This is a genomic window from Nakamurella antarctica, assembly GCF_003860405.1.
In the GTDB taxonomy this organism is placed as follows: Bacteria; Actinomycetota; Actinomycetes; order Mycobacteriales; family Nakamurellaceae; genus Nakamurella; species Nakamurella antarctica.
Genome location: NZ_CP034170.1, coordinates 1,777,285 through 1,802,964, shown reverse-complemented (window position 1 = coordinate 1,802,964; position 25,680 = coordinate 1,777,285). Strand labels below are relative to the sequence as shown.

23 protein-coding genes are annotated in these 25,680 nt (G+C 61.9%); 13 read left to right on the top strand and 10 right to left on the bottom strand.

Translation table 11 applies throughout. From position 1 onward, the window contains the following. Positions 1-16: 16 nt before the first annotated feature. Entirely contained in the window at positions 17-1,129 is a 1,113-nt protein-coding gene (gene tal / locus EH165_RS07855; protein WP_124798976.1) for a transaldolase, read from the bottom strand. 140 nt (positions 1,130-1,269) lie between these two features. Further along, a complete protein-coding gene (gene tkt, locus EH165_RS07850; protein WP_124798975.1) occupies positions 1,270-3,378 on the bottom strand; it encodes a transketolase in 2,109 nt (702 codons plus the stop codon). A 340-nt stretch (positions 3,379-3,718) separates the two neighbouring features. On the opposite strand from tkt, the gene EH165_RS07845 reads away from it, so the two are divergent. Both EH165_RS07845 and EH165_RS07840 read left to right on the top strand, forming a co-directional pair. Continuing rightward, entirely contained in the window at positions 3,719-4,660 is a 942-nt protein-coding gene (locus EH165_RS07845) for a heme o synthase (RefSeq protein WP_124800393.1), read from the top strand. A gap of 24 nt (positions 4,661-4,684) precedes the next feature. Next, entirely contained in the window at positions 4,685-5,044 is a 360-nt protein-coding gene (locus EH165_RS07840) for a hypothetical protein (RefSeq protein WP_124798974.1), read from the top strand. Here EH165_RS07840 and EH165_RS07835 read toward each other — a convergent pair. The 4 genes from EH165_RS07835 to mptB all read right to left on the bottom strand — a co-directional run bounded on the left by EH165_RS07835 (position 5,041) and on the right by mptB (position 9,554). Next, positions 5,041-6,060, bottom strand: coding sequence for a COX15/CtaA family protein (locus tag EH165_RS07835; RefSeq protein WP_164479158.1), 1,020 nt, complete (start codon positions 6,058-6,060; stop codon positions 5,041-5,043). The two genes, EH165_RS07840 and EH165_RS07835, sit on opposite strands and share 4 nt — an antisense overlap. 55 nt (positions 6,061-6,115) lie before the next feature. Beyond that, positions 6,116-6,898 carry an ABC transporter permease gene (locus EH165_RS07830; RefSeq protein ID WP_206425859.1) on the bottom strand — a complete coding sequence of 261 codons (783 nt, stop codon included), beginning with the start codon at positions 6,896-6,898 and terminating at the stop codon, positions 6,116-6,118. Further along, entirely contained in the window at positions 6,895-7,848 is a 954-nt protein-coding gene (locus tag EH165_RS07825; RefSeq protein ID WP_124798972.1) for an ABC transporter ATP-binding protein, read from the bottom strand. Before EH165_RS07825 ends, EH165_RS07830 begins: the two co-directional genes overlap by 4 nt. 83 nt (positions 7,849-7,931) lie before the next feature. Next, a complete protein-coding gene (mptB, locus tag EH165_RS07820) occupies positions 7,932-9,554 on the bottom strand; it encodes a polyprenol phosphomannose-dependent alpha 1,6 mannosyltransferase MptB (protein WP_124798971.1) in 1,623 nt (540 codons plus the stop codon). A 217-nt stretch (positions 9,555-9,771) separates the two neighbouring features. Between mptB and EH165_RS07815 the strand changes: the two genes are divergently transcribed. Genes EH165_RS07815 through sufU form a run of 6 tightly spaced genes read left to right on the top strand, consistent with a single transcriptional unit; the run spans position 9,772 to position 15,873 of the window. Further along, positions 9,772-10,548 carry a helix-turn-helix transcriptional regulator gene (locus EH165_RS07815; protein WP_206425858.1) on the top strand — a complete coding sequence of 259 codons (777 nt, stop codon included), beginning with the start codon at positions 9,772-9,774 and terminating at the stop codon, positions 10,546-10,548. Then, positions 10,545-11,990 (top strand): Fe-S cluster assembly protein SufB, encoded by a 1,446-nt coding sequence (sufB, locus tag EH165_RS07810; RefSeq protein ID WP_124798970.1) that lies wholly within the window; start codon positions 10,545-10,547, stop codon positions 11,988-11,990. Before EH165_RS07815 ends, sufB begins: the two co-directional genes overlap by 4 nt. A gap of 2 nt (positions 11,991-11,992) precedes the next feature. Then, positions 11,993-13,210, top strand: coding sequence for a Fe-S cluster assembly protein SufD (gene sufD / locus EH165_RS07805; protein ID WP_239020478.1), 1,218 nt, complete (start codon positions 11,993-11,995; stop codon positions 13,208-13,210). Between the two features lie 34 nt (positions 13,211-13,244). Further along, the gene (sufC, locus tag EH165_RS07800) at positions 13,245-14,024 is read left to right on the top strand and encodes a Fe-S cluster assembly ATPase SufC (protein WP_124798969.1); all 780 of its coding nucleotides are present in this window, start codon (positions 13,245-13,247) and stop codon (positions 14,022-14,024) included. Positions 14,025-14,062: 38 nt separating this feature from the next. After that, positions 14,063-15,349 (top strand): cysteine desulfurase, encoded by a 1,287-nt coding sequence (locus EH165_RS07795; protein WP_124800390.1) that lies wholly within the window; start codon positions 14,063-14,065, stop codon positions 15,347-15,349. 2 nt (positions 15,350-15,351) lie between these two features. After that, on the top strand, positions 15,352-15,873 hold the full coding sequence (gene sufU, locus EH165_RS07790; RefSeq protein ID WP_124798968.1) for a Fe-S cluster assembly sulfur transfer protein SufU: 522 nt from the start codon (positions 15,352-15,354) through the stop codon (positions 15,871-15,873). On the opposite strand, the gene EH165_RS16495 is transcribed toward sufU, so the two are convergent. Continuing rightward, complete coding sequence (locus EH165_RS16495) at positions 15,867-15,995, bottom strand: hypothetical protein (protein ID WP_277870486.1); 129 nt, start codon at positions 15,993-15,995, stop codon at positions 15,867-15,869. The genes sufU and EH165_RS16495 overlap by 7 nt on opposite strands. Before the next feature lie 111 nt (positions 15,996-16,106). On the opposite strand from EH165_RS16495, the gene EH165_RS15775 reads away from it, so the two are divergent. Together EH165_RS15775 and EH165_RS07780 are read left to right on the top strand one after the other, a co-directional pair. Then, complete coding sequence (locus EH165_RS15775; RefSeq protein WP_206426211.1) at positions 16,107-16,439, top strand: metal-sulfur cluster assembly factor; 333 nt, start codon at positions 16,107-16,109, stop codon at positions 16,437-16,439. A 10-nt stretch (positions 16,440-16,449) separates the two neighbouring features. Beyond that, the gene (locus tag EH165_RS07780; RefSeq protein WP_239020476.1) at positions 16,450-18,129 is read left to right on the top strand and encodes a deoxyguanosinetriphosphate triphosphohydrolase family protein; all 1,680 of its coding nucleotides are present in this window, start codon (positions 16,450-16,452) and stop codon (positions 18,127-18,129) included. Between the two features lie 20 nt (positions 18,130-18,149). On the opposite strand, the gene EH165_RS07775 is transcribed toward EH165_RS07780, so the two are convergent. Next, positions 18,150-19,451 (bottom strand): MFS transporter, encoded by a 1,302-nt coding sequence (locus EH165_RS07775; protein ID WP_124798966.1) that lies wholly within the window; start codon positions 19,449-19,451, stop codon positions 18,150-18,152. Positions 19,452-19,540: 89 nt separating this feature from the next. Between EH165_RS07775 and EH165_RS07770 the strand changes: the two genes are divergently transcribed. Beyond that, the gene (locus EH165_RS07770; protein ID WP_124798965.1) at positions 19,541-20,200 is read left to right on the top strand and encodes an acVLRF1 family peptidyl-tRNA hydrolase; all 660 of its coding nucleotides are present in this window, start codon (positions 19,541-19,543) and stop codon (positions 20,198-20,200) included. Positions 20,201-20,304: 104 nt separating this feature from the next. Here EH165_RS07770 and EH165_RS07765 read toward each other — a convergent pair whose 3' ends face one another. After that, positions 20,305-21,111: a phytanoyl-CoA dioxygenase family protein gene (locus EH165_RS07765; protein ID WP_124798964.1), complete on the bottom strand. Its 807-nt coding sequence runs from the start codon at positions 21,109-21,111 to the stop codon at positions 20,305-20,307. Continuing rightward, positions 21,108-21,389, bottom strand: coding sequence for an SCO4848 family membrane protein (locus EH165_RS07760; RefSeq protein WP_124798963.1), 282 nt, complete (start codon positions 21,387-21,389; stop codon positions 21,108-21,110). The genes EH165_RS07765 and EH165_RS07760 overlap by 4 nt, the downstream gene beginning before the upstream one ends. 146 nt (positions 21,390-21,535) lie before the next feature. On the opposite strand from EH165_RS07760, the gene EH165_RS07755 reads away from it, so the two are divergent. Together EH165_RS07755 and EH165_RS07750 are read left to right on the top strand one after the other, a co-directional pair. Further along, a complete protein-coding gene (locus EH165_RS07755; protein WP_206425857.1) occupies positions 21,536-23,917 on the top strand; it encodes a Tex family protein in 2,382 nt (793 codons plus the stop codon). A 121-nt stretch (positions 23,918-24,038) separates the two neighbouring features. After that, on the top strand, positions 24,039-25,655 hold the full coding sequence (locus EH165_RS07750) for an ABC-F family ATP-binding cassette domain-containing protein (RefSeq protein WP_124798962.1): 1,617 nt from the start codon (positions 24,039-24,041) through the stop codon (positions 25,653-25,655). Positions 25,656-25,680 lie beyond the last annotated feature (25 nt).

Genomic DNA, 25,680 nt, shown 5'->3' with positions numbered 1-25,680 from the left:
CCGCTTCAGCAGCGCATCAGGCCTTGGCGGCAGCCAATGCCGTCTTGACGGTTTCCAGCAGTTCGCCCCAGGAAACGATGAACTTGGAAACGCCTTCGGTTTCCAAAATCTCGTAAACGTCATCGAGGTCGATGCCGACGGCGCCCAGATCAGCGAAAACCTGCCGTGCGGCGTCGTAGCTACCGTCGATGGTGTCACCGCGGACGACCCCGTGGTCGGCGACGGCGTCGATTGTCTTCTCCGGGGCGGTGTTGACCGTGCCCGGTGCTACAAGCTCGACAACATATTGGGTGTCGTCATAGGCGGGATCCTTCACGCCGGTCGAAGCCCACAGGGGCCGTTGTGCGTGAGCGCCCTCGGCGGCGAACGGCGCCCAATCTGCTGCCGCAAAGCGCTTCTCGAAGAGTTCGTAGGCCAACCGAGCATTAGCGATAGCTGCCTTGCCCTTGAGCGACTTGGCGTCTTCGGTCCCGATCGCATCCAGACGCTTGTCTATTTCGCTGTCAACGCGGGAGACGAAGAATGAGGCCACGGAATGGATCTTGCTGACGTCCTTGCCTGCGGCTTGGGCCTGCTTGATGCCTTCGATAAAGGCCTCGATCACAGCGGCGTACCGGTCCAGCGAGAAAATTAATGTCACGTTCACGCTGATGCCTTCGGCAAGCGTCGCAGTGATGGAACTCAAACCCTGGACGGTGGCCGGGATCTTCACCAAGAGGTTCGGCCGGTCGACGGTGTCGGACAGCTCGCGTGCCTGCTTGGTGGTGGCTTCGGTGTCGTTTGCCAGGCCTGGCTCCACCTCGATGGAGACGCGCCCGTCAACCCCGTCGGTGGCCGCAAAAACACCAGCGAAAATATCGGCGGCGTCCCGGACGTCATCGGTGGTCAGTGCCCGAACAGCCTCGTCCACGGTGGCGCCAGACTTGGCTAGCACGGCGACCTGCTCGGCATAAGCCTCGCCCTTGGAAAGCGCGCCAGCGAAGATAGTGGGGTTGGTGGTGACTCCGCTGATGTGCTTGGTGGCAATCAGGTTTTCCAAGTCACCAGACTTGATGCGGTTGCGGGACAGATCATCGAGCCACAGCGACACTCCGGCTGCTGTCAGATCGGCAAGGCGGTCGTTACTCATGGAAACCTTCTTCTCCTCGTGGAGGCCGGTCTCCGTGGTGCTGTGTACCGGCCATGAAATGGATACCCCGATTTTGACGGGGGTGAAAAAGCGCTCCCGGGTGCGCCGATTCTGCTCGACGCACCACGGGCGCAGAAATCCTAGGAAGCGTCGATGATGGACTGCTTGGCCGCTGCGACTACAGCATCGGCAGTGATGCCAAACTCGCGGAACAGGGTGGCAGCATCGGCGGATGCTCCGAAGTGCTCGATGCCGATGTGCTTTCCGGCGTCGCCGATCCAGCGGTACCAAGGCTGCGAAATCCCAGCTTCGACCGACACCCGAGCGCGGACCGTTGGCGGCAAAATTTCGTTACGGTAGGCAACATCCTGATCTGCGAAGAAGTCCATGCACGGTACGGAGACCACGCGGGTGCCCACGCCTGCGGCCTCCAGTGTGGCGCGGGCCTCGACAGCGAGTTGCACCTCCGAACCGGAGGCCATCAAGATGACCTGAAGTTCGCCTTCGGCCTTCTCGAGGACGTACGCCCCCTTTGCCACGCCCGCTGCCGATGTCCCGGCGAGCACGGGTACGTTCTGCCGTGTCAACGCGATGCCGACAGGGCCGCCAGCTGCATCAACATGCTTTTCCAGAATGGCTTTCCACGCAAACGCGGTCTCGTTGGCATCTGCTGGTCGCAGAATCGCCAGGCCGGGGATCGCTCGCAATGCGGCGAGGTGCTCTACCGGCTGGTGGGTGGGGCCGTCTTCGCCGAGGCCGATCGAGTCGTGGGTCCACACGTAGGTGACCGGAGCTTGCATGACGGCCGCCAACCGCACGGCGCCGCGCATGTAGTCGGAAAACACCATGAAGGTGCCGCCGTACGGTCGCGTTGGTCCGTGCACAGCGATGCCGGTGAGGATGGCGCCCATTGCGTGTTCGCGAATACCAAAGTGCAAGGTGCGGCCGTAGGGGGTGGCCTTCCACTCGCCGGTAGCTGCGGCAACGGGTCCGAACGAATCGGCGCCCTTCATGGTCGTGTTGTTCGACTCGGCTAGATCGGCGCTGCCGCCCCACAACTCGGGGAGAATATCGGCCAAGGCCGTGAGGACCGCACCCGAGGCGGCGCGGGTGGCGACGCCCTTCGGGTCTACGTCCCAAGTCGGCAGCGCTGCTTCCCAGCCTGCGGGTAGTTCGCGGGTCTCCAAGCGATCGAACAGCGCCTTGTTGGCCGGGTTAGCTGCAGCCCAGGAGTCGAACGTCTTCTGCCACTGGGCTTTTGCCTCTTCGCCGCGACCAACGAGTTCGCGGGTGTGAGCGATCACCGCGTCGTCGATATCGAAGGACTTTTCCGGGTCGAAACCAAGAACCACTTTGGTAGCGGCCACTTCGTCAGGCCCGAGGGCACTGCCGTGAATCTTGCCGGTGTTCTGCTTACCGGGAGACGGGAAGCCGATGACGGTGCGGACCTCGATGAAGGAGGGCTTGTCTGTGACAGCTTTCGCGTTGTCGATAGCTTCCAAGATGCCAGTGACGTTCTCGCCACCATTGACGATTTGGGTGTGCCAGCCGTAGGCGGCGTAGCGCGCGGCTACATCCTCGGAGAGTGCGATATTGACGTCGTCTTCGATGGAGATCTGATTGGCGTCATAAAAGACGACCAAATTTCCCAACTGCTGACGGCCAGCGATGGAGGACGCTTCGGACGTGACGCCTTCCTCAATGTCGCCGTCGGAGGCGATGACGTAGATGAAATGGTCGAAGGGCGACTCGCCCGGGGCAGCAGCCGGATCGAAGAGGCCACGCTCGCGACGAGCAGCCATCGCCATTCCCACAGCGGAGGCGAGGCCTTGACCGAGTGGGCCGGTGGTGAGCTCGACGCCGCGTGTGTGCCGGTGTTCGGGGTGACCCGGGGTCAACGACCCCCAGGTGCGGAGTGCTTTCAAATCATCGAGTTCCAAGCCGAAGCCGCCCAGGTAGAGCTGGATGTACTGGGTCAGACTGGAGTGGCCGCAGGAAAGAACGAACCGGTCCCGACCAATCCATTGCTCGTCTGCGGGGTCGTGGCGCATCACCTTTTGATAGAGCGTGTACGCCAAGGGAGCCAGTGACATCGCGGTGCCGGGGTGACCATTGCCGACCTTTTGAACTGCGTCGGCGGCCAACACACGAACGGTGTCAACAGCTTTCGTGTCAACATCAGTCCAGCCGCTGGGATGCTTCGCGGTGGTGAGTTCGGTGATTTCGGCGCTGCTGTAATGGGCACTCATCAGGCTTTGACTCTCCTTAAGATCTCTTAGGGCTTCTCGTTGCTGCTCCCGCGGTTACTTGGTACCCGGGGGTGGCGTGCTGAACACAGGTGAATCGATACGGAAGTAGCCTAACGCGCGTGATCTGCATCGCAGACAGCGCTACCGACGACACAGGTGTGGCGAGGCCCGCACCGCTCCCGCAGCCTGCGCGGACTAGAGTTGGCAGGGGGAGTGTGTCGCAGAGTTGAGTGCTCGCAGCCACCCCATCTCGATACCAAGAATTGCTTACTCGCAAGGGAGCTGCCAGGTGCGCTCGGCATCGTCGGCTGATTCGTCCGCCGCCAAGACCGCTGATCCAGTGGGAGGCGAAAAGGCGCCCGTGATCGTTGACGGAGCGGCCACCAACCTCCGGGAGCGGGTCGGCGCTTACGTTGCGCTCACTAAACCGCGCATCATCGAACTGCTGCTCATCACCACCATTCCGTCGATGATTGCCGCTGAGCGTCAGGTTCCCTCGCTGGGACTGGCGCTGGCTACCCTCGTTGGCGGAACTCTCGCCGCGGGCAGCGCAAACGCGCTCAACATGGTGGTGGACGCCGACATTGACGCCAAAATGCGGCGCACCCGCACCCGTCCGTTGGCCCGCCACATGGTCCCCACTCGCAACGCCCTAATTTTCGGCATCGTACTTGGAATCTTCGCCAGCGCGTTCTTGTGGGTCACTGCAAATCTGTTCGCGGCAGTTTTGGCCGTGGTGGCAATCCTCTTCTACGTTTTCGTGTACTCGATGTGGCTCAAACGCCGTACCAGTCAGAACATTGTTTGGGGTGGCTTGGCCGGTTGTATGCCGGTGTTAATCGGTTGGTCCGCTATCACCGGCTCCATCGGTTGGCCCGCATGGGTGTTTTTCGGTGTCATCTTCTTCTGGACGCCTCCCCACACCTGGGCGCTGGCGATGAGATACAAAGACGACTACGCAGCCGCGGGCGTGCCCATGTTGCCGGTAGTAGCTCCCCAGACCGAAGTGGTGCGGCAGATCGTGCTGTACAGCTGGGGAATGGTGGCGTGTTCCCTGCTGCTGCTGCCCGCCTCGTCATGGATCTATGCCGCTGTGGCTGTCCCTGCCGGCGTCTGGTTCCTCGCCCTCGCCCATCGCCTTCACAGCAGGGTCTTGACCGGCGCGGATGCCAAGCCCATGACGCTTTTTCATATGTCGAACGTGTACTTGATGTTGGTATCAATTGCCTGGGCCGTCGATGCTGCCATCGGGCTCCAGGTATTTGGCTGGCCCCAGTGGTGACCGAATGACGAGGACCGCATGAAGATGAGCCCGACGCTTGGCACCTGGCTCGACGCGGTGTTTGCTCGGGTTCCGAAATGGACGATGAATATCGATGCCGAGCGACTGCGGAATCAGGCCATTAAGCACTTGAGTTCACTCGTTGCCCGGCACGGAGCTGAAGCGACCGCCGTCGTGGAATCCATGGGACGAAGCGGCGTTCGCATCGTCATCGTCGCGGTGGACGGCGTCTATGGAGATGCGATCGTGGCATCGGTGGCTGACGCCCGCGAGGTTTGCGCACAGATTCCCCAGCTCACTGTTGGAGAGTGGGATCGGAGCACCGCGGAGCTGGTCGCACCTTCTGTGCAGGACCGGACGAGGATGGCTGGAACAGGCCGCTAGGCGGACTGCTTAACCGCCTGAGTGTTCGCAGAACCTGCCTGAGATCGGCGAGCAGGGTCTTGAGCTGGATGTTCCCCTAGGGCGGCAGCTCGTGCTCGGGTGCCGAAAGCCAGCCGTCCCGCGGCAGCGACCAATAATGTGGCACCTCCCACGTGGAACACCACTAAGATCTCGGGAACTCCTGTGAGGTACTGAACGATCCCAATAAGCCCCTGCGACATCGTGATGCCAACCAGCCACCAGAGTCGTCTCCGTAGCGCCGGGGATGCCGAGACAGCGAGAAGGCCCACGCCCAACGCGATCAGCAAACCGAGGTACAAGAACATGAGGTCGGCGTGTATCTGCGCCAACATGGGAACTGGCAGGTCTAAACGCGCAGTTTTCTCGTCGCCGGCATGCGGTCCGGCTGCGGTGACGAGGGTTCCCATCACACTCAGCGCAAGCAGTACGGCGCATGTTGCCCACACCAGCGTGACCAGTGGTTTCGGCACTGTGTAACGAACCGGCCCGTCGCCTTCGCCGAGTCGCTGGTAGATCCAGGTCGCTACGAAAACGATGACCAGTGAGACCAGCATGTGCGGCGCCACCGTCCACCAGACCAAACCGGTGAGCACCGTGAGACCGCCCCAGAGGGCTTGGAAAAGTACCCCCAGAGGCAGAAGCAGAGCAATCTTGACCACGGAACGTCGTTGCGGCCGTGCACGCCACAGCAGCACCAAGGTGCCCAATGACGCAATCAGCACCACCCCGGTCAGAGTGCGGTTGCCGAACTCAATCGCTTGATGCAACGCGGATTGCTGAGACCGCTGAACGGGCACTAGCGACCCGGGATGGCACTCGGGCCAAGTGGGGCAGCCAAGGCCGGATCCGGTAACGCGAACCACCGCACCCGTCACGGCAATCAGTGCATTGGATATCACTGCTGCAAGAGCAAAACCGCGTTGTAAACGCATCGATGGCGCGCGCAGGAACCATGCGGTGGTGGTGGGCGAATTCTTTGACGCGAGGGAGGTCATGGGGCTCAGCAAACGTGGTCGGAGATGGGCGAGAAAGGCAGCAGCAAATAAATGTTTACTGCCATGAGAACCAGCGTACGGCGGCGCCCCAGGCAAGGACTGTCCACGCTGCCAGAACCAGAACAGCCGAGGCCGAGGGCGATTGGCCGTGCTGGAGAACATCGCGTAGCGATGACGACAAGGCGCCGCCGGGAGTGAGCTGGCCGACTACATCGAGCCAGCGCGGCGCAGAGGTCAGGGGAATCACCACACCGCCAATGGCGATCATTGACAGCCAGATCAGGTTGGCTAAGGCCAGAACTGCTTCTGCGCGCAAGGTACCGCCGAGTAGGATGCCAAGACCGGTGAAAGCCGCGGCTCCCAGCACCAGCAGTGGCAGCGCCCAGACCACGGTCCCTTGCGGCTTCCAGCCGAGGATAACGGCGACCAGCGAGAGCAAAACCAGCTGAAACACGATCACGATGCCGATGGCGCAGGATTTACCCGCGAGGAGCAGCCACCTCTGAACCCCCGATGCTGCAAGCCTTTTTGCGGTGCCGTAGCGCCGATCAAAGGCGGTGGAAATAGCCAGGGAGGTAAATGCGGTGGACATCACGGCAAGGGTCCAGATGCCCGGGGTGACAGAAGCAATCCGCGGTTCCTGAAGTTCGATGCCGGTGAAGTAGGTCAAACCGATCAAGGCCGCAAGGGGGATCACCAGCGCCAGCAGCAGTTGCTCGCCGTTGCGCACGAGGAGTCTGAGTTCAAAAAACGTGTGGGCACGCAACATCGACCCGAGGGAGGACCTCGCTGCTGCGGGCGCAAAGGTTCCGGGTGGAAACAGGTGGTCGCTACTCACGCGCGGATCTTTCTGCCGGTTAATTCGAGGTAGACATCGTCGAGGCTGCGCTGACCGACGCGCAGATCGGTGACGAGAACGCCTACCTGGGCGCACCAGGCAGTTACCGTGGCCATGGCGGTGGGGGTGATGTCGCCGTAGATCCGGTAATGGCCGGGCTCCCTTTCTGCAGCGGAGTAGCCATGGGGTAGCGCCGTCAACACCAGATCGAGGTTGAGACCGCTGATCGCGGAGAAGGCCAGATGGTCACTCTCGCCGCCGATCAACTCTGCAAGCGAACCGCTGGCCACCACCCGACCGTTGTCGACGATGACAACATGGTCGGCGAGAAGTTCCGCCTCATCGAGTAGGTGGGTGGTGAGTAAGACGGCAACGCCGTCCTGACGGGCGGCTTTGAGCAGGTCCCAGACAAGGTGACGGGCTTGCGGGTCCATGCCGGCAGTGGGCTCGTCGAGGAACAGGATTTCGGGTCGGCCAACTAACGCCATGGCTAAACTCAATCGCTGGGCCTGACCGCCGGAGAGGCGCCGAACCGCAGTGTTCGTCACCTCCGACAGCCCGAGCGTCTTGAGGAGCCACTTAGGACTAAGCGGATTGGCGCTGCACGCCGCGATCAACGCCAGCATTTCGCCGACCTTCGCTGAGGCGTGGGCGCCGCCAGCTTGCAGCATGACTCCCATTCGCGGGCGTAGGGCAGCGGAATCCCGCCACGGATCCAAACCCAAAACACGGACGTGGCCGGCGTCTGGGCGCGCAAAACCTTCACAGATTTCAACGGTGGTGGTTTTTCCCGCGCCGTTCGGTCCGAGTAGCGCCAAAATTTTGCCGCGCGGGAGGGTGAGGTCAATACCGTCCACCGCAACAAAATCACCGAAACGCCTCACGAGGCCGGTTATCTCAAGGGCGGGCGCGGCGCTGGCCGGGTCCTGCCTCGGTGGTGCGGAAGTCACAACTACCGAGTTTAGGCGGAACTGGCCACCGACCCGGGCGAACGGATGGGGGACAGGCGAGCCGCGGAGCTAGCGGTTCCCCATCAATTTCCGGTCCCGGAAGTGCTGGGGTGCAGCTTGCGAGCCCGTAAGAGCAGGTCGGTGAGTCTGCGGTCGCGATCGCTGACCGGAAGTAGCCCCAATCGTCGAAGGCGCAGGTAGATCAAACCTTGAACCAATGCGGCGAAGGCCACAGCTTGAACTATCACCAGCGGCGAGATTATGGCGCCACTGGGCATGATGATCAGCGACAGAACGACGGTAATCGCCACGGTCACCTTCCGGTACCGAGGGTCCGCGGTGGACGCAGCCAACGGGACGGCTGCCCAGAGCAAGTACCAGGGCTGTACGACGGGAGATAGAAGAACGAAAATCCCGATTGCCACCCCAAGCCCGTGGATCGGCTCGAGCCGATGACGCCAGCACCGCCACAACACCAAGAGCGCGATGCATCCGCCAATGACGGTGCCGATCGGGTTGAGGACGGAAAGCACCCCACCGGTATGGTCACCGACACCCAAAAGTGTGCCCATTGTCCCCGCGGCCACCCCTAGGACCGTCGTCAAAGAAAGGAACGACCGGACCAGGCCGGGGGTGTTCAAAGCTGCCAGCCATCCCACGCCGACCCCCGCAGCGATCGTGAGAACAGCAAAGGTAGCGATCGCCACCGCTGATACGCGCAAGCCTTCTTTGATGAGGTCACGCCACGTGCCACCGGCTCGTCGCGCGAGCGCAATGATGAGAAATGCCAGCGCTAGCCCGGCTGTCGCCTTGACCCCCACCGCCAGCGTGAGGCAGATGGTGCCCAGTACGACGGAGTGGTCGAAGGCGATCACCAGACCGGCCATCATCAAACCAATCATCAACGCCTCATTGTGACCGCCCGCAATGAGGTGAAACAGGACAAGCGGGTTGAGCGCGCCGAGCCACAGTGCCGATACAGGGTCGAGCCCGCAGCGGCGAGCCAACCGCGGCAGGGCCCACACAATGAGAGCAACGCCTAACAGTTCGAAGAGTCGCTGGACCAGCACCGAGAGCACCAAATGCGGCCCGGTCACGGCGACGATTCCTCGGGTGATGAGCAGGAACACCGGACCATACGGCGTTGTCGTGTGCTGCCAGCGCACATCCACCTGGTGGGCGAAGCGGTCCTGGTCGCCGAGTGCGTCATACGGTCCGGCGTCATAGGGGTTGAGTCCTGCATTCATCATCTGGCCCACGGCGAGATAGGAATACACGTCACGCGAGAACAATGGCGGCGACACCAGGAACGGTACGGCCCACATGGCGAGGGTGTGCGAGATCTGGGTACGAGTGAGGCGGCGTTGCCGGCCGGGTGTGGCGAGTCGGCCGAGAAGAAACCAGGACACCACCACCATCGCGATGCCGGTGTAGGAGATTGCCAGGCTTGCGGGCCCGATTCGTGAAAGCAGTCCTACTATTCGCAGCCCGTCCACGGGATTCGGGATCGGGTTGGCCGCCCCGTACGACGAAGTAGCTGCCACGGCCATCAGGACCGCGCCCGCTGTGCCCACGCGACGAAGGGTGCGGAGCTGATTGCGCTCGGCGACATTTAAGCCAGGGTGCGTCAAGAGGGTCGCTGCACCGATGTGTGCAGAGCCAGGGTGCGGCGCTGAGGTGTCATTACCGACGGGGCCTGTGCTCACGATCGGAGTCTAAGCGGCTCGAGAGCTAAATTAATTTTGTGGTGTAGGCCAGTAAGGGTCAGCTCTGTGACGACCTCCCTCCAGCAGGCCTTATGAAACCGAACACCCTAAAAAACCCTGGATACCGTAAGGGCACCCTGCACCAGCAAAACGCACGCGGCGACACTGCCGATCAGCCCCCTTTGAATCCGGGGAAGAAAAAGGACACACTGGTGTTGTGAATATCGCTGGAGCTACGACGCGGATGGGACACACCCCTGCCGCCGACGGCAGCACCCGGCAGGCAGTGGTCCAACTGCTCATCGCAGAAGGACCCACCACGGCGGTCGTCGTTGCCGAAAAGCTTCGCCTCTCCGCAGCAGGTATTCGCCGCCACCTCGACGCGCTCGTAGACGAAGGCTCGATCACGTCGAGGATGGAATCTATGAGTTCGACGCGCGGCCGCGGTCGTCCTGCCAGGGTCTATCTGCTGACAGGGTCCGGTCGCGAAAAACTGCCGCACGCTTATGACGACATCGCCGTTGAGGCGCTGGCATTCCTAGCTGTGAACGGCGGCCCTGACGCCGTCAAGTCGTTTGCGCGACAGCGGGCTGAAAAGGTGATCGCCACTCGTCGCGATGACATCGTCGCGGCCGACTCGATGCCAGCCAAGCTTGCCGTCCTGGCATCGGCGCTCACCGACTCTGGTTATATGGCCTCCACCGAGCAGGTGGGGATCGGCGATCAGCTGTGCCAACACCATTGCCCCGTGGCTCATGTGGCTACTCAATTCCCGCAGCTCTGCGAAGAGGAAATGCACGTTTTCTCGCAGGCTCTCGGTACCAACACCCAGCGGCTGGCAACCATCGCCCGCGGCGACTCTTTCTGCACTATTTTTGTTCCCCCCAGTGTGTCTTTGCCCTTATCAGCACCACCCGTTCCCCTCGAAGAAGTCACCCACACCGCAACGCATCGGAACTCTGATGCCACGCGTACGGAAGGAAGTTCCTTATGACGACCGCTCCCGAAATCGCAGTCACCCCTGCGCGCCTGACACAGGAGGAGACCATTGATTCCTTGGGCAACTACGCCTTCGGATGGTCCGATTCGGATGCCGCCGGCGCCTCCGCCCGTCGCGGCATCAACGCTGAGGTCGTACGCGACATCTCAGGAAAGAAGAGCGAACCAGAATGGATGACGGAAAAGCGTCTCAAGGGTTTGGCTCTTTTCGAGAAACTGCCGATGCCGACGTGGGGCAGTGACCTGTCCGGCATCCATTTCGATGAGATCAAGTACTTCGTCCGCTCCAGCGAAAAGCAAGCCGCGACGTGGGACGACCTGCCCGAGGACATCAAGAACACCTACGACAAGCTCGGTATTCCGGAAGCGGAAAAGCAGCGTTTAGTTTCTGGCGTGGCCGCGCAGTACGAATCCGAAGTCGTCTACCACTCGATCCGAGAAGACCTTTCAGCCCAAGGCGTCATCTTCCTCGATACCGACACCGCACTCAAGGAGCACCCGGAGATCTTCCAGGAGTACTTCGGCAGCGTCATCCCGGCAGGGGACAACAAGTTCTCCGCCCTCAACGCGGCAGTCTGGTCCGGCGGATCCTTTGTGTACGTTCCACCGGGGGTCCACGTGGACATTCCGCTGCAGGCCTACTTCCGGATCAACACCGAAAACATGGGCCAGTTCGAGCGCACGCTGATTATCGTCGACGAAGGCGCCTACGTGCACTACGTCGAGGGTTGCACCGCGCCGATCTACAAGTCTGATTCGCTGCACTCCGCGGTCGTCGAGATCATCGTGAAAAAGGGCGGCCGCTGCCGCTACACCACGATCCAGAACTGGTCCAACAACGTCTACAACCTGGTCACCAAGCGTGCGAAGGCCGAAGCGGGCGCCACCATGGAGTGGGTTGACGGCAACATCGGTTCCAAGGTCACCATGAAGTACCCGGCGGTGTGGCTGATGGGCGAGCATGCCAAGGGTGAAGTGCTGTCGATCGCGTTCGCGGGCCCCGGCCAGCACCAGGACACCGGCGCAAAGATGCTGCATATGGCTCCCCACACCTCCTCGACCATCATTTCCAAGTCGGTGGCCCGTGGGGGTGGCCGCGCCTCCTACCGTGGTCTGGTCCGGGTTAATCCCGGCGCGCACCACAGCAAGTCGTCCGTCGAATGCGACGCACTTCTGGTGGACAGCATCTCGCGCTCGGACACCTACCCCTACATCGACGTCCGCGAGGACGACGTGACCATGGGACACGAGGCCAAGGTCTCGAAGGTCAGTGAAGAGCAGTTGTTCTATCTGATGTCCCGCGGGATGGCCGAGGAAGAGGCGATGGCGATGATCGTCCGCGGCTTCGTCGAGCCGATCGCGCGCGAGCTCCCGATGGAGTACGCACTGGAACTGAACCGTCTGATCGAACTGCAAATGGAAGGGTCCGTGGGCTGATCGTGTCTGCACCTGTTACAGAACTGAAGCCTGTCGCCGACCATGGGTTGGTAGAACATTCCCATGTGGGGGGCCGCGATGTCGGCATCGGCAGCCACACCGGCCGCGTGGGTTCCATAGACCCCGCCGACCACCCGGTTCCCACCGGAAAAGAAGAAGAGTGGCGATTTACGCCACTGCGTCGTCTGCGCGGTATTCACGACGAGACCCCCCTCACAGGTGTTGCTGGCACCGACTTCGAAATTGAGATTGATGCTCCGGAGGTAGTTGGTACCGTTTCCCTCGGCGGCGCGGCAGCCGAATCGATGAAGGGACTGACCGGATATCAACCGGTCGACCGAGTCTCGGCCCGTGCTTGGGCTTGCTCGTCCGAAGTGTTCCTCGTCGATGTTCCGGCAAACACCGAGCTCACCGAGCCTGTGCGGGTTACGGTGCGAGGTCTTTCGGTCGAGAACGCCATTGCCACCCATCTGGTGATTAGGGTGGGGCACCACGCACGCGCCCAGGTCGTCGTGGACTACGTGGGAAGCGCCACGCTAGCCGAAAACGTGGAAATCATCGTCGGTGATGGCGCCACGCTGCTGTACGCGTCCCAACACGATTGGGCCGCCGACACTGTGCACCTGAGCCACCACCGTATTTTGGTGGGCCGGGATGCCACGGTAAAGCACGCCGCGCTGACCTTCGGTGGCGATTTGGTGCGCATCGTCGCTTCGGCGACTTATGCCGGCACGGGCGGCGACGCCGAGTTGCTCGGTCTCTACTTCGCCGATGCGGGGCAGCACTTGGAACACCGCCTGCTGATGGACCACGAAGTTGCCAACTGCAAGTCGCGTGCCCTTTACAAGGGGGCGCTGCAGGGCAAGGGTGCCCACACGGTGTGGGTCGGTGACGTTTTGATCCGCGCCACCGGCTTTGGCACTGACACCTACGAGACCAACCGCAACCTGCTGTTAACCGAGGGCAGTCGCGCGGACTCGGTGCCCAACCTGGAGATCGAGACCGGCGAAATTGCCGGCGCCGGGCATGCCAGTGCCACCGGTCGCTTTGACGACGAGCAGTTGTTCTATTTCCTGTCCCGGGGCATTCCGGAGTCCGTCGCCCGCAGGTTGGTGGTGCGTGGATTCTTTGGCGAAGTCTTAAGCAAAATCGGGATCGAATCCGTCGTCGAGCACGCCAACGATGTGGTGGAGCGCGAGCTCGCGATTACCGGCATCTAACCCTTCCCTTTAAAACCACTTGGAGTTCTAAATTATGGCAACACTGGAAATACGCGACCTGCACGTGTCGGTGGTCACCGAAGACGAGCCCAAGGAGATCCTTCGTGGCGTAAACCTGACCATCAACGCCGGGGAGACGCACGCCATCATGGGGCCCAACGGCTCTGGCAAGTCGACGTTGGCGTACGCGCTGGCTGGCCACCCGAAGTACCAGGTGACCTCCGGAAGCGTCACCATGGACGGTGTTGACATGCTTGAACTGTCGGTCGACGAGCGGGCGCGTGCCGGATTGTTCCTGGCCATGCAATACCCGGTAGAGGTGCCCGGCGTCTCGATGTCCAACTTCCTCCGCACCGCCGTCACAGCAGTTCGCGGGGAAGCACCGCCCATCCGCAAATGGGTGAAGGAGATGAAGGGCGCGATGTCCGAGCTGGATATCGACCCCGCCTTCGGCGAGCGCAACGTGAACGAGGGTTTCTCCGGTGGCGAAAAGAAGCGTCATGAGATCCTGCAGCTCGGCTTGCTCGCGCCCAAGATCGCGGTCCTGGATGAAACGGATTCCGGTCTCGATGTCGACGCGCTGCGAGTCGTGTCCGAAGGCGTGAATCGCTACAAGAGCGCCTCCACGCAGACGGGCGAGGGAGTCGGCGTCTTACTCATCACCCACTACACCCGGATCTTGAGATACATCAGCCCCGATTTTGTGCACGTCTTTGCCGCTGGTCGGATCGTCGAATCCGGTGGCCCGGAACTGGCAGACGAACTGGAAGCCAACGGTTACGAGCGCTTCACCGGAGCCGGTGCGACGGCGTGAGCGCCGGTTTTACCGCTGAAATCGTGGGAGCCGAACCTGTGACCGCCGAACCGGTGGCCGACCTTGCAACCGTGATCGACGCGATCCGAGCCGACTTCCCAATCCTGGAACGAACTGTCCGGGGTGGGAAGCCGTTGGTGTATCTGGACTCTGGCGCGACTTCGCAGCGACCGGTGCCAGTGATCGATGCTGAACAGGAATTCCTCACCACGCACAATGCTGCGGTCCATCGCGGCGCGCACCAGCTGGCAGAGGAAGCCACCGACGAGTACGAATCCGCGCGGGAACGGATCGCCGCCTTTGTCGGAGTGTCGAATCCGGATGAGTTGATCTTCACGAAGAACGCCACCGAAAGCATCAATCTGGTGGCGTACTCGTTGAGTAATGCCTCTTTCTTGCCCGATTCCAGATTCACAGTGCGGGCTGGCGACGAGGTCGTGGTGACCGAGATGGAACACCATGCAAATCTGATCCCGTGGCAAGAGCTGTGTCGGCGCACCGGCGCGGTGCTCAAGTATTTCAAGGTTGGCGCGGACTTTCGTCTCGATCTATCCGATATCGACGCCGTCATCACGCAGCGCACCAAGGTGGTCAGCTTTACCCACCAGTCCAACGTGTTGGGCACGGTCAACCCGGTGGCTCCGCTCGTCGCAGCTGCTCGCCGGGTGGGGGCACTGACCGTTCTGGATGCGTGCCAGTCAGTGCCGCACATGCCGGTAAATTTTGGCGAACTCGGTGTTGATTTTGCTGCCTTCTCCGGTCACAAAATGTTGGGGCCCTCTGGTGTCGGCGGGCTCTACGGTCGGTTCGATCTGCTCTCGCAGATGCCTCCGTTCCTGACCGGTGGTTCGATGATCGAAGAGGTTTTTATCGACCATGCGACCTACGCGCCGCCGCCCGCACGGTTCGAGGCGGGCGTCCCCATGACAAGTCAGGCAGTGGGACTCGGCGCAGCCGTAGATTATTTGTCGACGCTCGGTATGGAGGCCGTGGCTGCTTATGAGGAGAAGTTGACAGCTGCAGCTCTCGAGCAGCTTTCGGAGATCGATGGCGTGCGCATTATCGGCCCCCTGACGACTGAAAACCGCGGCGGCGCAGTGTCTTTCGTTGTAGATGGTGTGCACGCGCATGATGTCGGCCAAATCATGGATGATGAGGGCGTCGCCATCCGGGTGGGACACCACTGCGCCTGGCCCCTGCACCGCAGGTTTGGAATTGCGGCTACCGTTCGAGCCTCATTTGCGCTTTACAACACCCTCGACGAGGTTGCTACCTTAGCCGCTGCCGTCCGTAGGGCCCAGAAGTTTTTTGGGGCGGTGAAGTAGCAATGCAGATGGAGCAGCTTTATCAAGAAATCATCTTGGACCACCATCGCAACCCGCACCACCAAGGTTTGCGCGTTCCCTTCGACGCCCAGGTTCACCATGTCAATCCCACCTGCGGCGACGAAATCACGCTACGGATCACTCTCGACGGCGAGGGCCTGGGTGCAATAGTTGTCGATATCTCCTATGACGGTATCGGCTGCTCCATTTCTTCGGCCTCCACCTCGGTGATGACGGACCTGGTTATCGGCAAAGATTTGGCGTCAGCATTCGACCTACTCAGCGAATTCAGCACCATGGTCGGTAGCCGGGGGAGAATTGCTGGCAACGAGGATGTTTTGGGTGATGGAATCGCCTTTGCTGGCGTGTCCAGATTCCCGGCAAGGGTCAAGTGTGCGCTGCTCGGCTGGATGGCGTTCAAGGATGCAGCCGCGCAGGTTGCCAGCGGCGCAGTGGTGACGGACCCCGCCTGGGGTGGAACAGAATCAATAGAAAATTACAGTGCGGGAAAGGCATCTCAATGAGCGACACGGAAATACAGTCCGCCTCGGATCACGCGGGCCATGATCATGCGGGTCACGATCATGCGGGTCATGATCACGCGGGTCACGATCACACCGGTCATGATCATGCGGGTCATGATCATGCGGGAGATTTGCAGGCCGCACCCGCTGTAGCAGACGTGCCTGCAGCGGATCGTCACGCGCGCAGCGCAGGCTCGCTGGATGTCGAATTAGGCGGCGTAGCGACTAAGACCATGGACATTTCCGACGAGGTGCTCGATGACCTCGAAGAGGCATTGCGCGATGTGGTCGACCCAGAATTAGGGATCAACATCGTCGACCTCGGTCTGGTCTACGACCTCCAGATGACGGGCAAGATGCTCACCATCGACATGACACTCACCAGCGCCGCGTGTCCCCTGACTGAAATGATCGAAGACCAGATCGCGGCGGCCCTCGGCTCCGGCGACGCCGCGGCATTAGTCGATGAGTACAAAATCAACTGGGTATGGCTTCCGCCGTGGGGACCGGAAAAGATCACAGACGATGGTCGCGAACAGCTTCGCGCCCTGGGCTTCAATATCTAACCCGGCCCACATGGTGCATCGTGATCCGAGGCTCGAGCGACGGAGCCCCGAGGCCGTGTACCGGCTGGCAGGCCCAGTTCCGGTACTCGATGAGGACAGGCTGGCGTTCGGGTTGGCGACCATGTCGTCGGTCGACGAGAAATTCGCTCCGCCGGTCCAAGCCGCGTTGACGCCTGCAAATGCGGATCATCCCCTCCGCGGTGCATCGGATGGAGCGTTCCGCGACGACTTGGAACGTATCCGTTTCTCTCCCTATTTTTCTCGCCTGGCAGCCGTGACTCAGGTTATTTCCCAGGGCGCCGCTGGCCAGGTAGTCCACAATCGTTTGACGCACACCATCAAGGTGACGGCGGTAGCCCGGGCCATCGCCATTGGCGTCAACATTGGACCGGGAATCGAGCTCATCAATGCGCTCGGCGGGTGTGATCCCGTGGTCGTGCAGGCGGCAGCCAGCGCCCACGACTTGGGTCATCCGCCGTTTGGTCATTTGGGCGAACGGATGTTGGACCGAGTGGCGCGCTCCAGGTTCGGCCTCGTGGACGGCTTCGAAGGCAACGCGCAAACTTTTCGCATTCTCACCGAACTCGGCGTCCACGGCACGAGCGGCTCTGGGTTGAACCTGACAGCTGCGGTCCGGGCCGCGGTGCTGAAATATCCGTGGTGCAGGGTCGGCGCACCGAACCCGCACCCCTATGACGCGCCGATACCTCCCAGGGGCGCTGGCGGCAACGCGGAGGCTCCCGGGTCGGTTAAGTACAGCAGCTACTTGGTTGACGCGGGGGAGATGGCCCACGTCAGACAGGCCTACCCCGAGATTGACCCTTGGCAGCAAACGCCCGAGTGCGCCGTGATGGACGTCGCTGACGACATCGCGTACTCGCTGCATGATCTGGACGACTTCCATCGGACCGGGATCTTGCAGCACGCATCGGTTGCCGCGGAGTTTCGAACTTGGATGCAGGATCGCGCTGGGCTGACCACGATGGACTTGTCGACGCTGCGGGCCAAGGAACGCCGGCGCGGTCATTCGCTCGAGTTACTGCGCAGACGCCTGCGAGCCAAGGATGCCTGGATCTTCGATGACGATGCCTTTGCGCAAGCGGTCGAGCGCGTCGGTATCGACCTGATCGATGGGCTGTTGGCGGTCCCGTACGACGGCTCTATCGATTCCGAACGTGCCATCGGCGTCTTCACCAACAGCTGGATCGCGCATTTCCAGGATTCGGTGCAGGTGGTCCGGCGGCCGCACGTTCGGTCGGCGCATGTGGCGTTGGGGGCGCAAGCATGGCACGAGGTGGGAGTGCTGAAGTTTGTGCACCAGCGGTTCGTCCTTGACCGACCGGACTTGGCGATGTACCAGCGCGGGCAGGGACAAATCCTCACGACGCTGGTGAGCGCCCTCGATTCCTGGCTCGCCGACAGTGACGACGCCCACCGCGCGCCGCGCCGATTGGTGGATCTGGTGGAGTTGGCGACACAGGATTACCGGCGCCTTCGACTCGAGGCGCCCGAGTTGCTGCGCGGGCCCAACGGTGAAGACTTCCGCGCCGAAGACGACATTCTGCGCCTTGGTCGGGGCCGCGGGATCATCGACTACGTCGCGTCGTTGACAGACGACCGCGCTGTCGCCACCGCAGCATTCGTCACCGGGTCCTCATCCCAGCTCTGGGACGCGGGCAGCGGACTCTGAGAATCCGACATCATTGCACGTCAGATAGTCGCACTCAGGGCGCGCTGGCGGACTGCGTGCTCGTCGGTGCGCGCATCGTAGCTCCAGAACTCCTTCAAAACGGAGGCAGTGGCAGATACTCCCACAACACATAAAATCCCGCCGGAAACGATAGAGGCGCGCACAGTTGTGAGGTCCGCAACGACGCCCGAGCGCAGCTGTCCCCCCAGAGGCCCGATCGAGTACGACAGCATTTCGATACCGGCTAAGCGGCCGCGCATCTCGTCCGGAATTGTTTGATGCCAAATGACGCCGCGGAAAATTGCGCTGATCATGTCGAAGCCGCCGGCCACCGCCAGGCAGGCGATTACCAACCACGCGTTGGGCATTAACCCGGCGAGTCCGATGAAAGCGCCCCACCCGATCGCCGCGCAGGTGACCGCTCGGCCGTGCCGGTACACCCTGGAGGTCCACCCGCTCGTCACGGTAGCGATCATGGAGCCGATCGCCTCAGCGGTATACAGAAGGCCCAGCATTGTGGGCTCCCGCAAGATGTCCGCGGCCAGGGCTGGAAACAATACGATCGGCATCGCCATAAACATGCCGACCATGTCGATCACGTAGGTGCCGAGAAGGTCCTTGCGGCCTGTGGCATAGGTGATTCCGGCTTTAATGCCGGACCAACTTGGCGCGACGGTGTCGCCCAGTGGGGGCGCGGGGCGCAGCAGAAGCAGCACCAGGCTCGCGAGAGCGAATCCACCAGCCTCCACCCCGAAGGCAACGAAGACGCCGAACTTTGCGATCAGGATGCCGCCGACGCCCGGGCCGATCAACATGCCGATTTGGTAGCCCAATGACGAAAGGGCAACGGCCGCAGGCAGTTCGCTGTGTTTGACCACCCGGGGGATGAGTGCCTCGCGGCTGGGTCGTTGCAGCGCCGAGGCAGCGGACATCGCGCCACCGATAACGTAGAGCAGCCATACGTGCGGGTGGTCGAGCAGTGCGTTGACGAGCAGCAGACTTGCGAGAACGGTTTGCGCCACGCCGGACCACACCATCATCTTGCGGCGATCCACGTGGTCGGCCAGCGCGCCACCGTAAAGACCAAAAATGATCAGCGGCACTAATTGCACAACCCCCATCGCTCCGACCGCGAGGTTGGAACCCGTCAGCGTGTACAGCTGGTACGGCACCGCCACAAAACCGAACATCGCGCCGAGATAAAAAATGGTCCCAGCCACAAAAAGGACTCGGAACTGGCTGGATGTGCGCAGCGGGGTGATGTCGATCTTTGCCGATAGCAGCGTGTGCCACCAACGACGGGTCGGTGCGGGGGCTTTCAAGTGTTCCTACTTCTTCTTCGTATTACTGCGATATCTGTTGTACAGCTTGCGGTGCGGCAGTCGCGCTTGTCCACTGGTTAACTGGTGATATGTCCCGAACCCGTTCCGCACCAGGTGGCGGAACCGTCGTTGAGGTATCTGCCGACCGTTTGCCGGGTTGGGTCAATCGGTTTGCTGGGCGCAATGGCGGCGTCGCCAATATTACTGCGAAGGAACACCTGGTGCTTCTGACGGCATCCGATGGCACCACCGCCGAGATTGCTGTTCCGTTCCCGCCCATGCGCCTCGCGGATCGCGAGGGTGTGGAGGCGCTGCTGGACCACCTCGCTGGTCTTGGCGGGGTCGGCATTATTGCGGTGCGGGCGGGGGCACATTCGATCGGCGTCGCCAAGGCTGGGGTTGTCGTTTCCTCGAAGACCGATCGCGCCTACCTACAGGGCCGGACCGCGGCGGGCGGCTGGTCGCAACAGCGCTTCGCCCGCAGACGCGGAAACCAGTTGACCACGTCGTTGGCCGATGCCGCGCGCGACGCCGCAAAGGTGCTTATCCCGGTTGTGGCCCAGCTGGATGCGTTGGTGGTGGCGGGGGATGCGAAAGCTCTGAGCGTCGTATTAGCAGACACCCGACTTCAACCGCTACTTGCGTTGCCGCGCAGGGTCTTTGGGGATATCCCGGAACCCAGGCGCACGGTCATAGACGATTTGGCAGAGCGAATTTTTGATGTCGAAATCACGATCCGCAACCCTTGATAGGTCGCGCAGCTAATCGCACATCAACTGATGCTGGGAAAAGTACAGCCGTCGAGCCTGCGGGATGCGCGTTACCAAAGGCCCCGGCTCCGGTGTCAGCACGGCTAGCTCCTTGGCCAGACCACCGGGAACAGCGCATGGTCCATCTCGGCGCCGTCTTCGATCTGCGTTTCCATGCCCTCAAAATGCGGGGATGTTCGCCAGCGGCGGGGTGCGTGGCGAGCCGCATCCGATAGGTACCGCAGTGACAGCACGCGGCGACGGCCGCCAAACGGGAAGCCGGGGGCGCCGTGCACCGTCAGGAAGTCGAAGAAGATCGCGTCACCCGGCTGCATCTCGTAGCGGCGAATCTCGAAACCCGCGCGGTCGGCTTCGATGTCGGGGAGCTCGGCGAGGCTGCCTTCGGGAAACCACTTTGCCTCGCCGGCAAGGAATGTCCGGGGCATCAGCCACGGCCCGACATGGGTGCGGGCGACGAGTTCGAGGCAGCCGGCTTCCGGTACCGGGTCAACCGGAATCCAGGCGCTGACCCCTCGCCCATCGACGTTGTAATACGGCTGGTCCTGATGCCAGGGCGTGCGCTGTGTAGTGCCACCCTCTTTGACCAGGACGTGATCGTGGTACAGCCGAACCCGCGGCGTATCGAGTAGCTGAGCTGCCAGAGCGGGCACCCCGGAACTCGTTGCGAGCTCCGCGATGTGGGGAACCTCGGTCCACCTGCAGAAGTCCTCGGTGAACGTCCCGGGATCGCCGGGCCGACTAGCCACCTGCGAGAGTGGTCCCGGATGCGCGAGCACGAAGTCGATGCCTTCGGCCGCCGTCGCCACTTCGGCCGGATTGAGGGCGCCGCGCACGAGAACGACTCCGTCACGTCGGTAGGTTTCGATCTGCTCTGCCGTGAGGTACGTCATGGGGACAGTGTCGAACTCAGAGCTGCGGAAGGCAAGCTTCGGGTGCGTCTGGCTACAGCGAGCGCGCGAAGACCCAGGCCGAGAACCAACAGGCCGATGAAGAACGCGGAAACGATCAGCACCGCGTGGACCATCAGGAAGGCCGTGGGGGTCATCGCATCAGGGCCCGAGAAGGCACGAGGGTCATTCCAAATGGCCACGGCAAATCGCGGCCAGACGACGACGTTGAACAACCCGGCGAGGGCGAGGAAAACGGACCATTTTCTTGTCAGGATCACACCGTCAAGTATTCACCTCGATCAGTTGCGCGGTCGGTTCCCCGCCTGTCGGCAAGGCAGAATGCAGGGGCGTCCGGCGCACCGCCACCGTGCGTGTGAATCAAAAGCAGCCCCGTTGGAGATACCACAGGAAGTGGAAAAAAACCTTGTCCGAAAAAGCGCCAGGCCTGCAGAACGTCATCGTCGGCAAGATTGCCGAAGAATTGGGTGTAGCACCCTGGCAGGTGCAGGCTGCGGTCGAGCTGCTTGACGGCGGCGCGACGGTGCCATTCGTTGCCCGGTATCGCAAGGAGGTCACCGGAACGCTGGACGATACTGCTCTGCGCACGCTGGAGGACAGGCTTCACTACCTTCGAGAACTCGAGGACCGCAGGGGCGCGATCGTCGAATCGATTCGCGGCCAAGGAAAGCTCGATGACGCTGTGGCGTTGCGGATTGCTACGGCCGACACGAAAGCGCGTCTCGAGGACATCTACCTGCCGTATAAGCCCAAGCGAAGGACCAAGGCGCAGATCGCTCGAGAAGCGGGCCTTCAGCCGCTGGCGGATCAACTGCTTGGCAGCCCCGAACAGGATCCGCAGCAGACGGCTCGCTCCTTTGTCGATGTGGAGAAGGGGATAGATGATGTTGCTCTGGCGCTAGGGGGCGCTAGGGCAATTCTCGTAGAACAGTTTGGCGAGGACGCCGATTTGGTAGGCGAGCTACGCGAAAAGATGTGGCGCCAGGGACGTATGGTTTCAGCCGTCCGGAGTGGCAAGGAAACTGACGGCGCCAAATTTGCCGACTACTTCGATTTCGCCGAGGCACTTCAGAAGGTCCCTTCGCACCGTGCGCTGGCAATGCTGCGCGGTGAAAATGAGGACATACTGTCTCTCACTCTGAGTCCGGAAGCAGCCGATCGGGATCCGCTGGACACCTCGCCGAACGAGTACGAACGGCGAATCGCTGCGCGATTCAAGATTTCAGATCAGGGCCGTCCGGGAGATGCCTGGTTGCGAGAGACCGTCCGATGGGCGTGGCGAACAAAATTCCTCGTTTCCCTCGGTGTGGACCTGCGGATGCGACTTCGGCAGGCTGCAGAAGCGTCAGCCGCTACCGTGTTTGCCGAGAACCTGCGCGACCTTCTGCTGGCCGCGCCCGCGGGCGGCCGCACCACGCTGGGTCTTGATCCAGGCCTGCGCACCGGCACCAAGGTCGCGGTCGTGGATGGCACCGGCAAAGTGGTGGCGATTGACACCATCTATCCCCATCAGCCACACAACAAATGGGAGCAGTCAAAGGCCACCCTGCAGAAGCTGATCACCACACACCACATTGAACTTATTGCCATCGGCAATGGCACAGCCTCGCGCGAGACCGACAAGCTGGCGGCCGAACTGGTAGCAGCGAACAGGCAACTGTCGAAGATCGTGGTCTCGGAAGCGGGTGCCTCTGTGTACTCGGCCTCGGCCTACGCGTCGGCAGAACTACCGGATCTCGACGTCTCCATTCGCGGCGCGGTATCGATCGCGCGCCGGCTCCAAGATCCGCTGGCCGAATTGGTGAAAATCGACCCGAAATCCATTGGGGTGGGTCAGTACCAGCACGATATCTCCGAAGGAATTTTGGCGCGCTCGCTCAATAACGTGGTGGAGGACTGCGTGAACGCGGTCGGTGTGGACGTGAACACCGCCTCCGTTCCGCTCCTGACCAGGGTTTCCGGTATCACGACGACCTTGGCCGAGAACATTGTGAGTCACCGAGACAGCAACGGCCCCTTCGCCTCTCGCAAGGCGCTCAAAGACGTCCCGCGGTTGGGAGCCAAGGCATATGAGCAATGCGCGGGCTTTCTGCGCATCTCCGGTGGTCAGGACGTGCTCGACAGATCGAGTGTGCACCCGGAGGCTTACCCCGTAGTGCGGAAGATCCTGCGGGCGACCGGGCAGCAGCTCGAGACGCTCATTGGGAATGTCGCGCTGCTGCACACCTTGCGCCCCGAGCAGTTTGTCGACGACACCTTTGGTGTGCCAACGATCACCGATATTCTCGCAGAACTTGAAAAGCCCGGCCGAGATCCGCGGCCCGAGTTCACGACGGCGACATTTGCCGAAGGTGTGGAAAAAATTAGCGACTTGCGCCCCGGGATGGTGCTGGAGGGTGTCGTTACCAACGTCGCCGCGTTCGGAGCCTTCATTGACATCGGCGTCCACCAGGATGGTCTCGCGCATGTTTCCGCGCTGAGCGAAAAGTTCGTGAGTGACCCCCGCGAAGTGGTGAAGTCGGGACAGGTGGTCCGCGTGAAGGTGATGGAAATCGACCCGGAACGAAAGCGGATCGCGTTAACGTTGCGGCTGACCGACGAGCCAGGCGCCGGCAAGGGAGCCGGGCGCGAGGGCAGGGGAGGGGCTGGGCGGAACGCTGGCGCCCGCGGCGGAGCTAAGCCTGAAGTCCGGGCAGGGCAGATTCCACGTGGCACCGCCCCGGCTGCTCCTCCTGCTCCTGGCGGCGCACTGGCAGATGCGCTGAAACGAGCTGGTTTCGGGAAGTGAGTCGCTGTGATCAGGGCCGCGGGCACTGCGCCAGCCTCTGATGTCCTGACCAACCATTTGTGACCAATCTGCCCCGGTAAAGGGTCCGGCAGGCGTGTTCTGGCCGGTAGAATCAACATCCGTGATTACCGCAACCGGCCTTGAACTGCGGGCCGCCTCGCGGATCCTGCTCGCCGACACCTCCGTCCGAGTCCAAACAGGCGACCGCATCGCCTTTGTGGGGCGTAACGGCGCCGGCAAGACCACCACCTTGCGGGTGCTCGCAGGTGAGGGAAAGCCCTATTCCGGCAAAGTCGACGTGACCTCCCCGCTGGGCTACTTGCCGCAGGACCCCCGCGAGGGCGATCTCAACATCTCTGCCCGCGATCGGATCCTGTCTGCACGCGGCCTGGATGTTCTCGCTGCAGACCTGGCTAAGGTGCACATCGAGATGGCTGAGTTGGTGGACGGCCCGGCCCGCGATGCCGCCATCAACCGCTACGGATCGATTGAGGAGCGGTTCTCCAATCTCGGCGGATACGCCGCAGAATCTGAAGCGGCTCGGATCAGCTCTAACCTCGGCCTGCCCGAGCGGATTCTGAACCAGCCCATGCACGAACTTTCTGGCGGCCAGCGTCGCCGCGTGGAGCTCTCCCGTATCCTCTTCGCGGCGGCAGATGCCGGTGACGGCACCATGTTGCTGTTGGACGAGCCCACCAACCACCTCGACCACGACTCCATTGTCTGGCTCCGGGACTTTCTCAAGAGTTTCAACGGCGGACTGGTGATTATTTCCCACGATGTCGAGTTGCTGGCGGCGGTTGTCAACCGCGTCTGGTTCCTTGACGCTGTCCGCGGCGAACTCGATATCTACAACATGACGTGGCAGCGTTACCTCGACGCACGCAGCGCCGACGAGCAGCGCCGTCGTCGTGAGCGCGCCAACGCGGAGAAGAAAGCCTCCGTGTTGTTCACCCAGGCTGCCAAAATGGGGGCCAAAGCAACGAAAGCCGTTGCTGCACAGAACATGGCCAAGCGCGCAGAGAAACTGCTCGCTGGCCTCGACGAAATTCGCGTTGCCGATAAGGTCGCCAAGATTCGCTTTCCAGAGCCAGCGCCCTGTGGCCGAACACCGCTGGCCGCCAGTAATCTCTCCAAGGCCTATGGGTCCTTGGAAATCTTCGCGGGCGTCGACCTAGCGATCGACAAGGGCAGCCGGGTAGTGGTTCTCGGATTCAACGGCGCGGGCAAGACCACGCTGTTGAAGGTGATGGGCGGGCGGGAGAAGCCGGATACCGGCAAGATCGAAGCGGGCTTCGGACTCAAACTCGGTTATTACGCACAGGAGCACGAGACACTGGATCCCGATGCATCTGTCTGGGAAAATATCCGGCACGCGGCCCCGGATGCCGGGGCGCAAGAGCTACGAAACCTGTTGGGCACCTTCTTGTTCAAGGGCGAACAGCTCGAACAAAAAGCTGGCACACTCTCCGGTGGCGAGAAGACAAGGCTCGCACTCGCAGGGCTGGTCTCCTCAGCTGCCAACGTGCTGCTGCTTGACGAGCCCACGAATAACTTGGACCCCGCAAGCCGGCAGCAGGTACTAGACGCACTCCACAGCTATTCCGGAGCCGTCGTTCTGGTGACACACGATGCTGGAGCCGTCGCGGCGCTCGAGCCCGAGCGCGTCATCCTGCTGCCGGACGGTACCGAGGACCACTGGTCTGACGAATATCTGGAGCTTGTCGAACTCGCCTAGAGCCGCCTACCCGTTCTCGGTGTCG

Coding starts and splice junctions, on each gene's coding strand:
- tal (WP_124798976.1), bottom strand. CDS start 1,129: ATGAGTAACGACCGCCTTGCCGATCTGACAGCAGCCGGAGTGTCGCTG.
- tkt (WP_124798975.1), bottom strand. CDS start 3,378: ATGAGTGCCCATTACAGCAGCGCCGAAATCACCGAACTCACCACCGCG.
- EH165_RS07840 (WP_124798974.1), top strand. CDS start 4,685: ATGAGCCCGACGCTTGGCACCTGGCTCGACGCGGTGTTTGCTCGGGTT.
- EH165_RS07835 (WP_164479158.1), bottom strand. CDS start 6,060: ATGACCTCCCTCGCGTCAAAGAATTCGCCCACCACCACCGCATGGTTC.
- sufB (WP_124798970.1), top strand. CDS start 10,545: ATGACGACCGCTCCCGAAATCGCAGTCACCCCTGCGCGCCTGACACAG.
- sufC (WP_124798969.1), top strand. CDS start 13,245: ATGGCAACACTGGAAATACGCGACCTGCACGTGTCGGTGGTCACCGAA.
- sufU (WP_124798968.1), top strand. CDS start 15,352: ATGCAGATGGAGCAGCTTTATCAAGAAATCATCTTGGACCACCATCGC.
- EH165_RS16495 (WP_277870486.1), bottom strand. CDS start 15,995: ATGATCATGACCCGCATGATCATGACCGGTGTGATCGTGACCCGCGTG.
- EH165_RS15775 (WP_206426211.1), top strand. CDS start 16,107: ATGGACATTTCCGACGAGGTGCTCGATGACCTCGAAGAGGCATTGCGC.
- EH165_RS07780 (WP_239020476.1), top strand. CDS start 16,450: ATGGTGCATCGTGATCCGAGGCTCGAGCGACGGAGCCCCGAGGCCGTG.
- EH165_RS07770 (WP_124798965.1), top strand. CDS start 19,541: ATGTCCCGAACCCGTTCCGCACCAGGTGGCGGAACCGTCGTTGAGGTA.
- EH165_RS07765 (WP_124798964.1), bottom strand. CDS start 21,111: ATGACGTACCTCACGGCAGAGCAGATCGAAACCTACCGACGTGACGGA.